The 13,197-nt window shown below is 67.2% G+C and carries 9 protein-coding genes; 6 read left to right on the top strand and 3 right to left on the bottom strand.

The window, feature by feature from the left end:
• The 6 genes from CEK29_RS16660 to CEK29_RS16635 all read left to right on the top strand — a co-directional run bounded on the left by CEK29_RS16660 (nucleotide 1) and on the right by CEK29_RS16635 (nucleotide 8,222).
• Complete coding sequence (locus CEK29_RS16660) at nucleotides 1–1,011, top strand: magnesium and cobalt transport protein CorA (RefSeq protein ID WP_094858753.1); 1,011 nt, start codon at nucleotides 1–3, stop codon at nucleotides 1,009–1,011.
• A 111-nt stretch (nucleotides 1,012–1,122) separates the two neighbouring features.
• A complete protein-coding gene (locus CEK29_RS16655; protein ID WP_255176178.1) occupies nucleotides 1,123–1,794 on the top strand; it encodes a thermonuclease family protein in 672 nt (223 codons plus the stop codon).
• A gap of 82 nt (nucleotides 1,795–1,876) precedes the next feature.
• A complete protein-coding gene (locus CEK29_RS16650) occupies nucleotides 1,877–4,126 on the top strand; it encodes an ABC transporter substrate-binding protein (RefSeq protein ID WP_094858752.1) in 2,250 nt (749 codons plus the stop codon).
• On the top strand, nucleotides 4,123–5,100 hold the full coding sequence (locus tag CEK29_RS16645; protein WP_094802296.1) for an ABC transporter permease: 978 nt from the start codon (nucleotides 4,123–4,125) through the stop codon (nucleotides 5,098–5,100). The genes CEK29_RS16650 and CEK29_RS16645 overlap by 4 nt, the downstream gene beginning before the upstream one ends.
• 6 nt (nucleotides 5,101–5,106) lie before the next feature.
• A complete protein-coding gene (locus tag CEK29_RS16640; protein WP_094858751.1) occupies nucleotides 5,107–6,546 on the top strand; it encodes an ABC transporter permease in 1,440 nt (479 codons plus the stop codon).
• Nucleotides 6,543–8,222, top strand: coding sequence for an ABC transporter ATP-binding protein (locus CEK29_RS16635; RefSeq protein ID WP_094858750.1), 1,680 nt, complete (start codon nucleotides 6,543–6,545; stop codon nucleotides 8,220–8,222). Before CEK29_RS16640 ends, CEK29_RS16635 begins: the two co-directional genes overlap by 4 nt.
• A 221-nt stretch (nucleotides 8,223–8,443) precedes the next feature.
• On the opposite strand, the gene CEK29_RS16630 is transcribed toward CEK29_RS16635, so the two are convergent.
• The 3 genes from CEK29_RS16630 to CEK29_RS16620 all read right to left on the bottom strand — a co-directional run bounded on the left by CEK29_RS16630 (nucleotide 8,444) and on the right by CEK29_RS16620 (nucleotide 12,906).
• Nucleotides 8,444–9,001 (bottom strand): MarR family winged helix-turn-helix transcriptional regulator, encoded by a 558-nt coding sequence (locus tag CEK29_RS16630; protein WP_094802293.1) that lies wholly within the window; start codon nucleotides 8,999–9,001, stop codon nucleotides 8,444–8,446.
• Between the two features lie 39 nt (nucleotides 9,002–9,040).
• Nucleotides 9,041–10,891 carry a collagen-like triple helix repeat-containing protein gene (locus CEK29_RS16625; RefSeq protein ID WP_094858749.1) on the bottom strand — a complete coding sequence of 617 codons (1,851 nt, stop codon included), beginning with the start codon at nucleotides 10,889–10,891 and terminating at the stop codon, nucleotides 9,041–9,043.
• Nucleotides 10,892–11,187: 296 nt separating this feature from the next.
• Nucleotides 11,188–12,906, bottom strand: coding sequence for a ShlB/FhaC/HecB family hemolysin secretion/activation protein (locus CEK29_RS16620; protein ID WP_094802291.1), 1,719 nt, complete (start codon nucleotides 12,904–12,906; stop codon nucleotides 11,188–11,190).
• Nucleotides 12,907–13,197 lie beyond the last annotated feature (291 nt).

The following is a 13,197-nucleotide window of genomic DNA, read 5'->3' as shown; positions in this document are numbered from 1 at the left end:
ATGCCAACGGATGATCATGTGGCCCCTACGCCGCAGCCCGCCACCGAAGTCGTGGCGTCGGTGGCTTACCAGAATGGCCGGCGCGCGCGCGAGGTCCCGCTCTCGGATCTCGGCCAGTACGCCACCGGCACGCACGACATGCTCTGGATCGGCTTGCGCGATCCCAGCCCGCAAACGCTCGCCTATGTGGCCGACACGATGGGCGCGTGCGACAAAAACCGTGAAGAGATGCTCGAGCCGCACCGCCGGCCCAAGATCATCGACTACGGCAACATGGTGCTCGTGGTGGCGATCACGGTCGAGGTCGAGGCCGACCGCCCCGTCTTCGGCGAAACCCAATATCTGATCGGCGACGGCTTTCTCGTGACCGTGCGGCGCGGCGCGCTGTCGGCCCACACGGCGCTGCGCGAGCGCCTCGAGGCCGCCCCCGAGATCCTCAAGCGGGGCAGCGACTACGTGGTGTCGGAGCTGCTCGATTGGCTGGTCGACCGCTATGTCGTGGCCGTCAACAAGCTCGAACACGTGGTCGAAAACGCCGAGCAGAAGCTGCTCATCAGGGGCGCCAAGGATTCCGACATCCGCAGGCTGTACCGCCAGCGGCGCGATCTGCTGCGCATCCATAACGCCATCTCGCCGCTGGCCGAGATCTGCCGGCGGCTGTCGCGGGTCGAGATGTCGGCGGTCGACGAACACGCGCGGCCGTATTTCGGCGAGGTGGCCGATCGCGTGCTGCGGGTCGACGAGCTCATCAGCGCGCTGCGCGAAGCGCTCGCCTTCGCGTTCGAAGCCAGCCTCATGATCGGGCAGGGCCAGCAGAACGACACCACGCGTAAGCTGGCCTCCTGGGCCGCCATCCTGGCCGTTCCCACCGCCATCGCCGGTATCTACGGCATGAATTTCGAATACATGCCCGAGCTCAAGAGCCCGTGGGGCTATCCGGTGACCCTGGCCACCATCGCGGTGGCCTGCTCGGTTCTGTACTGGCGCTTCCGCCGCTCGGGCTGGCTGTAGCAGGGCGTCGGGGGCGTGCCGGGCGCGCGTGCGCTTGTGCGCATACGTCATGCGCCATGACCCCGCCCGGCGTGGCACACTGCGGGCGTTTCCCTTCGAGAGATTCCGCCCATGGCCCGTCGTCGTGGCTACGCACCGCCCCTGAACCGCATGCTCCGCCGTGGCGCGCCCGCGCTGATCGGATTTCTGATTGCCCTGGGCGCCGGTCTGTATCAGCAGTTCGGCGGCTCGTCCGCGCCCGACACCCCTCCGGCTCCGGCGGCACCGGGCTCGCAGGCCGGCGCGCGGCCCGCGGCCGGCGCCGGCGCCGTTCCCACCGGCAGTTATCAGCTCGAGGGCACCGTGGTCAACGTGGCCGACGGCGATACCGTCACCTTGCGCACCGCCGAGGGCCAGCGGCGGCTCCGGCTCGACAGCATCGATGCGCCCGAGACGGGCCACGGCAGCGCCGAACCGGGCCAGCCCCACGGCCAGGCCTCGCGCGAGCATCTGTCCAGGCTCGTGGCCGGCCGCGCGCTCACCGCGCAGTGCTACGAGCGCGATCAATACGGACGCGACCTCTGCGCCCTGATGCTGCCCGACGGCAACTCGGCCAACCGGGCGCAGGTCCAGGCGGGCTATGCCTGGGCCTATACCGCGCGCCGCGGCGACTACCTGCGCGATACCGCGCTGGTCGCAATGCAGCGCCAGGCGCGCGATGCCCGGCTGGGCCTGTGGCAGGACGCCGGTGCGATCGAGCCCTGGAAGTGGCGCTACGACTGCTGGAAGCAGGGCAAGTGCTGAGGCGCGTGGCCGTGATACCCCCGATACGGCGCCGGGCGGGCCTTTGCTATGCTTTGCGCCAGCAATTATCAGGAAGGCATAGATGAATTCGATGTGGCGGCGGGGCGCGACGCTCCTGGTCCTGGTGGCAATGCTGGCGGGCTGCTCGCGTGAAAACCCGATCAACAGCCCCTATGCGGCCGGCGCCATGGCCGATAACGCGCTCTATACCGCTTTCGTCAAGCGCTCGCCCAAGTATCTCGATCCGGCGCAGTCGTATTCCACCGACGAAACGGCCTACACCTACAACATCTATGAGCCGCTTTACGGCTATCACTATCTCAAGCGGCCCTACGAGCTGATTCCGCGCGCCGCCGCCGAGATCGCGCACCCGGTCTACCTCGACGCCAACGGCCAGGTGCTGCCCGACGACGCGCCCGGCGAACAGATCGCCGAAAGCCGCTACGACATCGCGATCCGGCCCGACACCCGCTTCCAGCCGCATCCGGCGTTCGCGCGCGGCGCCGATGGCGCGTACAAGTACTTCCCGCTGGCGCCGGGCGAGCTCGACGACAAGTTCTACATCCCCGACTTTCCCGAGACCGGCACGCGCGAGCTCACGGCCGACGATTACGTGTATGCGTTCCGGCGCCTCGCCAGTCCGCGCGTGGCCTCGCCGATCTATTCGCTGATGGCCGATTACGTGATCGGCCTCGACGACTACGGCAAGCGCCTGCGCCAGCGCGACGAGGCGCTGCGCAAGGGCATCGAGCCGGGCACGCGCGACCTGCCGTGGCTCGACCTGCGCGAGCCCGACGGCTTCGACGGCGTGCAGGCGCTCGACCCGCACACGCTGCGCATCCGGGTCAAAGGCAAGTATCCGCAGTTCAAGTACTGGCTCGCCATGACCTTCACCGCGCCGGTGCCCTGGGAGGCGGATCGCTTCTACAGCCAGCCCGGCATGGCCGCGCACGACCTCTCGCTCAACACCTGGCCCGTGGGCACGGGGCCGTTCATGCTGGGCGAGTCCATCACCAACTGGCGTCATGTGCTGGTGCGCAATCCCAACTTCCACGGCGAGGCCTACCCCTGCGAGGGAGAGCCGGGCGACCGCGAGGCGGGCCTGCTGGCCGATTGCGGCAAGCCCACGCCCTTCCTCGACAAGGTCGTGTTCTCGATCGAGAAGGAAGCCGTGCCACTGAACGGCAAGTTCCTGCAGGGCTACTACGACGTGCCGCAGGTGGAGCGCGGCGAGTATGGCGTGGCCATGCTGGTGGCGGCCGGCGACTCGCCCGAGAAGGCCGAGCTGTACCGCGATCACGGCATCCAGCTGCCCACCACCGTCGAGACCTCCAACTGGTACATGGGCTTCAACTGGCTCGACCCGGTCGTCGGGCGGGGCGATACCCCCGAACAGCAAGAGAAAAACCGCAAGCTGCGCCAGGCCATCAGCATCGCGGTCGACTGGGAAGAATACGTCGCCGTGTTCGAGAACAGCCAGGCCGAGGTCGCCAACGGGCCGGTGCCGCCCGGCGTGCTGGGCTACGTGCCGCCGCCCGAGGGCTATAACCCGGTGGTCTATGACCTCGTCGACGGCAAGCCGCGGCGCAAGTCCATCGACACCGCCAAGCGTCTGCTGGCCGAGGCCGGCTACCCGGACGGCCGCAATGCCCAGACCGGCGCGCCGCTGGTGATCTATTACGACGCCATGACCGGCGCCGGCGGCAACCCGCAGTTCGACTGGCTGCGCCGGCAACTCGCCCGTATCGGCATCCAGATGGACGTGCGCTCCACCGACTACAACCGCTTCCAGGACAAGATGCGGCGTGGCACCGCGCAGTTGTTCCTGTGGGGCTGGAATGCCGACTACCCCGACGCCGAGAACTTCCTGTTCCTGCTCTACGGTCCCAACGCCAAGGCGGGCAAGAACGGCGAAAACGCCGCCAACTACGACAACCCCGAGTTCGACCGGCTGTTCGAGCAGATGAAGTTTCTCGACGACGGTCCGGAAAAAGCGCAGATCATCGCGCGCATGGTCGAACTGGTGCGGCACGACGCGCCCTGGATGTTCGGCTACTTCCCGAAATCGGGTGGGGCATACCAACAGTGGGTGGGCAACGCCAAGCCCACCCAGATGGTGCGCAACACCCTGCAGTACCTGAAGGTCGATCCCGCGCTGCGGGTCGAGAAGATCGACGAATGGAATCGCCCGGTGTGGCGCTGGCTGATCCTGCTGGTGGCGCTCGTGCTGCTGGCGATCCTGCCCGCCTATGTGGCGCTCAAGCGCCGCGAGCGGCAGACGGCCTTCGGCACGGCTGACCAGTCCGCGCGCAAGGCCAAGGAGCAAGCATGACCGCCTACATCCTGCGCCGCCTGATGTATGGCGTGCTCATTCTGATCGGCGTGAACCTGTTCACGTTTCTGCTGTTTTTCGCGGTCAATACGCCCGACGACATGGCGCGCCTGGCGATCGGCGGCCAGCGCACCAGCCAGGAGGCGGTCGATCGCTGGAAGGCCGAGCGCGGCTACGACAAGCCGCTCATGTACAACAGCCAGGCCGAAGGCCTGCAGCGCTACACCGATACCGTGTTCTACCAGCGCTCGGTGCCGCTGCTCGTGATGGACTTCGGCGCCTCCGATGGCGGGCGCGACATCGGCCGCGAGATCCGCGACCGCATGGGCCCCAGCCTGGCGCTCGCGATTCCCACCTTTCTGCTCGGGCTGTTCGCCAGCATCGTGTTCTCGCTCACGCTGGTGTTTTTCAGAGCGACCCGCCTCGACTTCTGGGGCGTGGTGCTGTGCGTGATCCTGCTATCGATCTCCGGCCTCTTCTACATCATCGCGGGCCAGTGGCTGTTCTCCAAGCTCTGGCGGCTGGTGCCTTATTCGGGCTATGCCGGCGGGCTCGATATGGTGAAGTTCCTGGCGCTGCCGGTACTGGTGGCGGTGATATCGCGGCTGGGCCCCGAAGCGCGCTTCTATCGCACGCTGTTTCTCGAAGAAATCGGCAAGGACTACGTACGCACGGCCCGCGCCAAGGGGCTGTCCGAGCGCATCGTGCTGTTTCGTCATGTGCTGCGTAACGCCATGCTGCCCATCCTCACCGGCACCGTCTCGGCGATTCCGCTGCTCTTCATGGGCAGCCTGATCGCGGAGTCGTTCTTCGGTATTCCGGGCCTGGGCAGCTACACCATCGATGCCATCAATGCGCAGGATTTCTCGATCGTGCGCGCCATGGTCTTTCTCGGATCGGCCCTCTACATCGTGGGGCTGATTCTCGCCGACATCTCTTACACGCTGGCCGACCCGCGTGTCCGTTTCGAGTAAAGCGCCATGCCACAACTTGTTTTTCTGTGGACCGACGTTGCCCTGTTCCTGATGGTGCTGGCGGTGCTCGGCTATGTCTGGCGCGTGCGCCGCAGCCCCGCGATGCGGGCCACCTGGCGCCGGGTGTGGCACGACGCGCCGGCCATGAGCTCCGCGCTGATCCTGGTCTGCTTCGTTATGGTGGGCCTGCTCGATTCGATGCACTACCGGCCGCTCCTGCCGCCCGCGCCCAACGCGGCGCCCGATGCGCCCAAGGCCTACGCGCCCGCCGTCAAATCCGTGCTGGACGGCCTGCTCGAAAATACGGCGCTGATGAAGCCCGAGCGCAACTACTCGATGCCGCTCGCCACGCACCAGTTCCTCAAGGAAAGCATGATCGTCGATGGCCAGCCGGTGCGGGATTTTCCGCGTCTGCGGGCAGGCGGCGTGCACCTGAAAGACCCCGCCACCGAACGCTGGCCCGATGTGCGCCAGCGCGCCGGCACCGGTCTCGCGGCCGGCGCCGCCGTCGCGCTCGCGGGCTGGCTGTTGGCGCTCGCGCTGTTGCGCCGCCGCGGCGTCACGCCGGGCGCGGTGCTGCGCGGGCACACCGATGCGCCGTGGCGGGCCATGGGCATCACGTTCACCGCGCTGTGCCTGGTGATCGGCGTGGTGGCGGCCCTGGGCAGCGTCTATCACGTGTTCGGCACCGACCGCATCGGCAACGACGTGCTGTGGCAGTCCCTCAAGAGCGTGCGCACGGCGCTGGTGATCGGCAGCCTCACCACGATCGCGATGCTGCCGCCCGCGATTCTGTTCGGGCTCGCGGCGGGCTACTTCAAGGGGCGCGTCGACGACGTCATCCAGTACATCTACACCACGCTCACCTCGATTCCGGGCGTGCTGCTGGTGGCGGCCTGCGCGCTCATGATGCAGGTCTACATCGACAACCACTCCGAGCTTTTCGATACCTCGGCGGCCCGCGCCGATCTGAGGCTGTTCCTGCTGTGCATGATCCTCGGCCTCACGGGTTGGTCCGCGCTGTGCCGGCTGCTGCGCGCCGAAGCGCTCAAGCTGCGCGAGCTCGAATACGTGCAGGCGGCGCGCGCCTTCGGCGTCTCGCACTGGCGCATCATCCTGCGCCACCTGCTGCCCAACGTCATGCACATCGTGCTCATCACCGTGGTGCTGGAGTTCTCCGGGCTGGTGCTCTACGAAGCCGTGCTGTCGTATCTCGGTATCGGCGTCGATCCGGGCATGAACTCGTTCGGGTCGATGATCGACAGCGCGCGGCTCGAGATGTCGCGCGAACCCATGATCTGGTGGAACCTGATGACCGCCTTCCTGTTCATGCTGGCGCTGGTGCTGTCGGCCAATCTGTTCGCCGATGCCGTGCGCGATGCCTTCGACCCGCGCAGCCGGCGCTACAAGCCGGCCCGCGCCGCGCTCCAGAGGACCCTGCCATGAGCCATCCCGAGAACGTGATCGAGGTGCGTGACCTCGACGTGGTGATCGCGGGCGAGACGCGCCTGTCGCACGTGGTCAAGCGCCTGGCACTGGCGATCGCCCAGGGCGAGACCTTCGCGCTGGTGGGCGAGTCCGGCAGCGGCAAGAGCATGACGGCGCTGGCACTGCTGCGTCTGCTGCCCGATGCGGGCCGCGTGGTGGCGGGCCAGGTCGAGCTCGGCGGTACCGACCTCAACGGCCTGTCCGAAGCGGGCATGCGGCGCGTGCGGGGCGGCCAGATCGGCATCATCTTCCAGGAGCCGGCCACCAGCCTCAACCCGGTGATGCGCGTGGGCGATCAGATCGTCGAGACGCTCACGGCGCACACCGGTCTGCGCGGCGCGGCCGCGCGCGAGCGGGCGATCCACTGGCTGCGCCGCGTCGGCATCCCCGAGCCGGAGCGCCGTGTCGACGACTATCCCTTTCAGTTTTCGGGTGGCCAGAAGCAGCGGGTGATGATCGCCATCGCGCTGGCGGCCGAGCCCCGCCTGTTGATCGCCGACGAGCCCACCACCGCGCTCGACGTGACCGTGCAGGCGCAGATTCTGCAGTTGCTGGCCGACATCCAGCGTGAGATGGGCATGGCGGTGCTGCTGATCACGCACGACCTGGCCGTGGTGCGCAACGTCGCCCAGCACGTGGCGCTGATGCGGCATGGCGAGATCGTCGAGAGCGCAAGCGCGGCCGAGTTCTTCGAGGCGCCGCGCCATCCCTACGCCCGCCAGCTGTTCGATGCGATCCCGACCTTCGAAAAGCGCGGCCGGCCCTTGTCGCCACCGCCGCCCGGCATCGCGCCGCGCAGCGCCAGTCCGCGTCCCGCGGACCCCGGCGTGGTGCTCGACGTCCAGGACCTCAAGGTGCACTATCCGGTGCGCAAGGGGCTGCTGCGTCGCACGCACGCCTGGATCAAGGCGGTCGATGGCGTGAGTTTCACGCTGCGCGCGGGCGAAACGCTGGCGCTGCTCGGCGAATCGGGCTGCGGCAAGACCACCACCGGCAAAGCCCTGCTCCGCTTGATCGACGGTGCGCATATCGAAGGCCGCGCCATGCTGGGCGGGCGCGATCTGCTGAACGCCGACCGCCGCACCTTGCAGGCGCTGCGCCGCGACATCCAGATCGTGTTCCAGGACCCCTATGCCTCGCTCGATCCCCGCATGCGCGTGGGCGAGATTCTCGACGAAGGCATCGCCTCGCTGCGCCCCGAGATGGCCGAGGCCGACCGGCGTGCGCGTGCCCGCCATCTGCTGACGCGCGTGGGGCTGCCCGAAGACACCTACACACGCTATCCGCACGAATTTTCCGGTGGCCAGCGCCAGCGCATCGCGATCGCGCGCGCCCTGGCGGTCGAGCCCCGCGTGTTGATCTGCGACGAGCCGACCTCGGCGCTCGATGTGTCGGTGCAGGCGCAGATCCTCGATCTGCTGCGCGAGCTGCAGCAGGAGCTCGGCATCGCCTACCTTTTCATCACGCACAACTTCGGCGTGGTGGAGTATCTGGCGGATCGTATCGCCGTCATGGCGGGCGGGCAGATCGCCGAGATCGGCCCTGCCGACACCGTGCTGCACGCGCCGCGTCACGAGCTGACGCGCCGCCTGCTCGACGCCGTCCCGCGCCTGCAGTTCGGCACCCCGGCCTGACGGCGTCCGGCAGCGGGTGATCGCTGGGCGGTCGACCTGCGGCAACGGATGATCGCCCGGCGGCCGGCGGCCGGCGTCCGGCAGCGGATCGCGAGCCGGCCCTCGCGCGGCGTACGCAAAAAAAACCTGTCCCAGGCTTCTTGGCGCACTGGGACAGGGTGGGTGAACGTGGGGCCGGGCGGGAGAGACAGGAACCGTCCGGCCGGAACCCCAGGACAGCGTTAAAGCGATTCGTCCTGCATGCCGCCGTGGCGGCTTTGCAACCACATCAGCGTGTCGTGGCGCAGCGTGCGGGCATACTGCGCCAGGAACGCCTGCACGATGTGCAACTGCTGGGCGTCGTACTGGCGGCTCAGAAACTGCACTTCTTCCGTCGCCGCCCGGCGGGCCCGGTCCAGCTCCCGCAGGCGCTCGGCCACCGGCCGGATCACGATCACCCGGCGATCCAGCGGATGGCGGCCGCGTTGCACATAACCCGCCGCCTCCAGCCGATTGATCAGGGCGGTGGCGCCGCCCCAGCTGATGCCCAGCAACTGGCCGAGCTGGCCGGTCGGCAGGGCATCGAACTCCTGGACCAGGTCCAGGGCCTTGAGCTCGGTGAGCGAGATGCCCAGCTTCTCGGCCAGGGCCGCCTGGCTCGCGGCCATGTACACCGACAACTGGCGGCTCAGGATCAGGGCAATCTCGGCGGCGCTGTCGGGGTTGGCCGACTGGCCGTAGTGATCGCTGGTGTCACCGTGTCGATGATCATGCGACACAATTCGTTCGGACTCGTACATGGCGCGGCTCCAGGGGGCGCGGGGTCGTGGGCGGGTGGATTACTTCAGGGCGCCGGTGACGCCACCGAGCAGACCGCCCAGGAGGCCACCGTTGGGCGTGCCGCTGGTGCCGGACGAGCCGGAAGCCGTCGTCGTCACGCCACCCAGCAGGCCGCCGAGAAGGCCGCCGTTGCTGGCGCCGGACGGCGCCGTCGCGGTGTTGCCTGCCGGTGCGGGAGCCGTGGCGGCGGGCGCCTTGGTTCCTGCGACCGCGCCGGTCACGCCGCCGAGCAGACCGCCCAGCAAGCCGCCGTTGTTGCCTGCGGCCGCACCGCCGGCGCCACCCGTGGCACCGCCCGACACGGCACCGGTCACGCCGCCGAGCAGGCCGCCGAGCAGACCGCCGTTATTGCCGGCCGGAGCACCCCCGGTCGTACCACCCGTTGCGCCACCCGAGACCGCGCCGGTCACGCCGCCCAGCAGACCGCCGACCAGGCCGCCGTTCGCCGGTGCCGAACCGCCGCTCGTGCCGCCCAGCAGGCCGGTCAGCAAGCCGGCATTCGCGCTGCCGCCGGTATTGCCCGTCGCACCACCCAGCAGGCCGGTCACAGGGGCCAGCAAGCCGCCGTTGGCCGCGCCGCCCGTCAGACCGCCCACCCCCAGATTGCCGGTGATCGGGCTGAGCAGGCCGCCGTTGCCGCCGAGTCCGAGCCCGCCGGTCAGGGACGCCACCGCGCCGGTCGCGTCCTTCAGCACCTTTCCCAGCGGATTCGGATTGGCCGCATCCGCGTGCAGCAGCCCGCCGGCGGCGCCCACGGCACTGCCCAGACCACCCAGCACGCCGTCCAGTCCGCCGACCGGCAGTCCGCCCGGCACGTTGGAGCCGGCGCCTGCCAGCGTTCCGCCCACACTGCTCAGCAGGCCGGCCACGGGCGCACCCAGACCGGTCTGGTCACCGACGCGCGTCGTCAGGTTCGTGACCGCGCCGGCGACCGGTGCGACCGCCGGATCCAGCGCCTGGCCGACGCCGGCCAGCGGGCCTTGCAGACCGAGGCCGAGCACGTTGTCGGCGGCCTGGCCGGTGTTGCCGAGGGCGGGTTGCAGGATCGGCTGACCCGGCTGGGCGAGCACGCCGCCGGCCAGGCTGTCCACGAGGCTGTTCACGGGCTGCAGCAGACCGCCCTGGCCACCGAGGGCGCCGGTCAGTGCGGCCACGGCCTTGGTGGCTTCATTGGCGACGTTCTTGAGCGGATCGGGGTTCTTCGGATCGGCGACAAGCAGGCCACCTGCGGCCGCAACCGTGTTGCCCAGGCCGTCGATCAGACCGCCGACGCCGGTGCCGAGGCCGCCAGGCAGGCCGGCGCCAGACACGGTGCCACCCAGGTTGCTGACCGCGCCGCCCACCTGGGTCAGCGTGCCGGCGACCGGCGTGCCGAGGCCCGTCTGGGCGCCGACCGTTTGCGTCAGGTTTTCAACCGTATCGACCACCGGAGCGAGGGTGGGGTCGAGAGCCTTGCCCACGCCGCCCAATGCCGTACCGGTGCCGAGCGGAAGCAAGCTGTCCACGGCGCCGCCGGTATTACCGAGCGTGGTTTCCAGCAGACCGGTCGTCACGGGAGGATTGGTGGGCGTGGTGGGATCACCGCCGCCGCCGCCGCCACCACCACCGCCGCCGCCGCCGCCACCGCCAGGATTATCGCCACCGCCGGGGTTATTGCCGCCGCCGCCGCCGCCGGGCATTTGGCCGCCACCGCCGCCGCCGCCGGGAATACTGCCGTTATCACCACCGACGCCTGCCGTGCGCTTGCTACCGCCACCGCCGCCGCAAGCGGTGAGCGCTGCCATCAGCGCAACGGACATCAGCGTTACTGCGAAGCGGGTCGGGCGGTTGCGAACATTTTTTGCTTGCATGATGCACTCCTAGGGTTTGGTAAGTCAGGCCTTTAAACCGCCCGATACCTATCCCTATGCGAAATTCATGCCAGTTTTTTCGAATACCGCCGAAAGATTGACGATCCGCTTTTTTGGGTTTTTAAAATTTCTTTTAAATCAATGGCTTGCGTGTTTTTTGGAATGTAATGAGAGAAGAAAACACGTCGCGAACGGACGAATTCCCCGCTGCCGCGAATGTTGTTTTTCCGCGAATGTCGTTACGTGTTACGGGGGTGTTACGTCCGGCGTAACGTAACGCCGGACGTTTGTAACGCTCAGAACGCGTCGTAGAACAGCGAATAATTCGCATTGAAGCGCAGGTCACGATCGTTGTCGTTCAGCGTCGCGGAGCCCACGGGCTTGGCCACATTGAAATCGAACAGGTAATAGCGATCGTCGGTGAAGCGCAGCCCGAGCGCGAGCGAGGAGAGGTGCTTGTTGTCGAGCGGCTTCAAATCGGCGCGGTTATACCAGCTGCGCGCGTAGTCCACCAGAAAATAGGGCTGGACCGCGCTCAGATACTGCCAGCCCAGGCCGAAGCGGCGGTTGATCTCGGCCGACAGGCCCACGCCCTTGTCGCCGCTGATCTCGCCCTGCGGATAACCCATACCATAGCGCCAGCTGCCGAACGACACCTGTTCGGAGCTGGGCAGGATACTGCTGCTGTATTGGCCCGACGCGCTCAATACCAGGCCGAACTTGGCGGGCAACTCGAACGACTGACGGGCGTTGAGGTTATAGCGCGTGAAGCGCAGATCGATCTCCGGGTCCGCCGAGTAACCGTAGTTGGTTTCGATGGACTTCTTCGCGCCCAGCCCCGAGAAGCCGTGCGACACGCCGAGCGTCACGTCGGTCGTGCGTTCGGGCAACACGTCGATGTAGCGCAATTCGGCCATGCCGGCGCGCACGCGCGTGTCCTGCTGCAGCCAGTTGTCGCTGTTCTTCTGGTCGTAGCGATCCTTGGAGTTCGCCGCGTAGGCTCCGAGCGTCGCGGTCAGGGAACGGCGGTTGTTCAGGATGATGGGGTAGGCCAGGGCGACGCCGATCCGATCGTTGGTCACCTTGCGGTTGAAGCCCAGCATCTCGATCGCGTCGTCCTGCGGCTCGGCCTGGTAATGGTAGCCATCGATCTTCAGCGCAAGCCCGTCGTTGGCGATCGGCACGCGGACTTCGCCGGCGAAATAGGTGACGGCGTTGTGCCCGATCGGCAGTGCGCCGGTAAGCTTCACCTGCTCGCCCAGCGGCGTGAGGCTGTTGGTCCCCACGTTCACGAGAGGCTGCATGCCGGTGCCCAGGTCGGCCACGTTGCCGTTCACGTTCACCCGCTTGAGGCTGGCATTGATGACGAGCTCCGTCGCGCCGTCCGCGCGCCGCGGCAGATCCATCGCGGGATTGATCGTCACCCCGGGCACGATGCGCATGAGATTGAGCACGCGTTCGAGCGTGGCGCGGGTCAGGGGCTTCTCTTCGAGCAGAGGCTCGGCCAGATACTCGAGCCGGGACTGCGCATTGCCGGTATCTCCCTCGATCCGCACGTTCTGAATGTAGCCCTCGACCACCGTGACGACCACCAGGCCGTTGGCGAAGTTCTGGTTCTGCACCAGTGCGAACGACAAGGGATAACCGCGTTCGCGGTAGAGCTCGGTGATTTTCTCGGTCTGCTGTACCAGCTCGCCCACCGTTATCTCTTTCCCGACCAGCGGCGTCAGAAAGGCCGATATCTCGCTGAACTCGATGGTATGCACGCCGGCCACGTCGAAGTTGCGCGGCACGATGCGTTGCGCCAGACGCGCCTGTATTGCCTGCTGCTCGGGCGTGGGTGGAGGCGCGACGGTGGGAGGCGGGGCCTGCGCCGGGCGTTCCACCTGCGGTAATGAGTCCACCGGATTGCCACGCAGTGGCGCGTCGGCCCAGCTATTAATCGCGCAACCGGTCAGCGCCGCGACTACCGAGTATCTCAAGACCCTTCTATGTGCAGGCTGATAAGGCTTCATCGGCGCAATCGGAAACAGAAAGTAAACGGAGTCCCCTGGGGGAGCGGCGACATTCGACCGAAAAACGATCGAACTATTTCAGGACGTATCGCATTAGAATTTTTTTGCATCTTGCCAGCAAAAAGGACCCGCCACAATGCGCAACATCCCGGAAACGGGGCCGGTTTATATAATGGCTCGTGACACGCAAGTTGCTGAAAACGTATGCCATTAATCGCATAATTGCGAATAAATTCCGTTTATTACATAAGACGGGAATATAACTTGCGGGTTTGCTGTCGCAATATTACG

This window comes from Bordetella genomosp. 5 (assembly GCF_002261475.1).
Classification (GTDB): domain Bacteria; phylum Pseudomonadota; class Gammaproteobacteria; order Burkholderiales; family Burkholderiaceae_B; genus Bordetella.
This window is presented reverse-complemented; position numbering and strand designations above follow the sequence as displayed.

Bases quoted from the DNA above. Each gene is read 5' to 3' on its own strand.
- CEK29_RS16660 (WP_094858753.1), top strand. From the start codon at position 1: ATGCCAACGGATGATCATGTGGCCCCTACGCCGCAGCCCGCCACCGAA.
- CEK29_RS16655 (WP_255176178.1), top strand. From the start codon at position 1,123: ATGGCCCGTCGTCGTGGCTACGCACCGCCCCTGAACCGCATGCTCCGC.
- CEK29_RS16650 (WP_094858752.1), top strand. From the start codon at position 1,877: ATGAATTCGATGTGGCGGCGGGGCGCGACGCTCCTGGTCCTGGTGGCA.
- CEK29_RS16645 (WP_094802296.1), top strand. From the start codon at position 4,123: ATGACCGCCTACATCCTGCGCCGCCTGATGTATGGCGTGCTCATTCTG.
- CEK29_RS16640 (WP_094858751.1), top strand. From the start codon at position 5,107: ATGCCACAACTTGTTTTTCTGTGGACCGACGTTGCCCTGTTCCTGATG.
- CEK29_RS16635 (WP_094858750.1), top strand. From the start codon at position 6,543: ATGAGCCATCCCGAGAACGTGATCGAGGTGCGTGACCTCGACGTGGTG.
- CEK29_RS16630 (WP_094802293.1), bottom strand. From the start codon at position 9,001: ATGTACGAGTCCGAACGAATTGTGTCGCATGATCATCGACACGGTGAC.
- CEK29_RS16625 (WP_094858749.1), bottom strand. From the start codon at position 10,891: ATGCAAGCAAAAAATGTTCGCAACCGCCCGACCCGCTTCGCAGTAACG.
- CEK29_RS16620 (WP_094802291.1), bottom strand. From the start codon at position 12,906: ATGAAGCCTTATCAGCCTGCACATAGAAGGGTCTTGAGATACTCGGTA.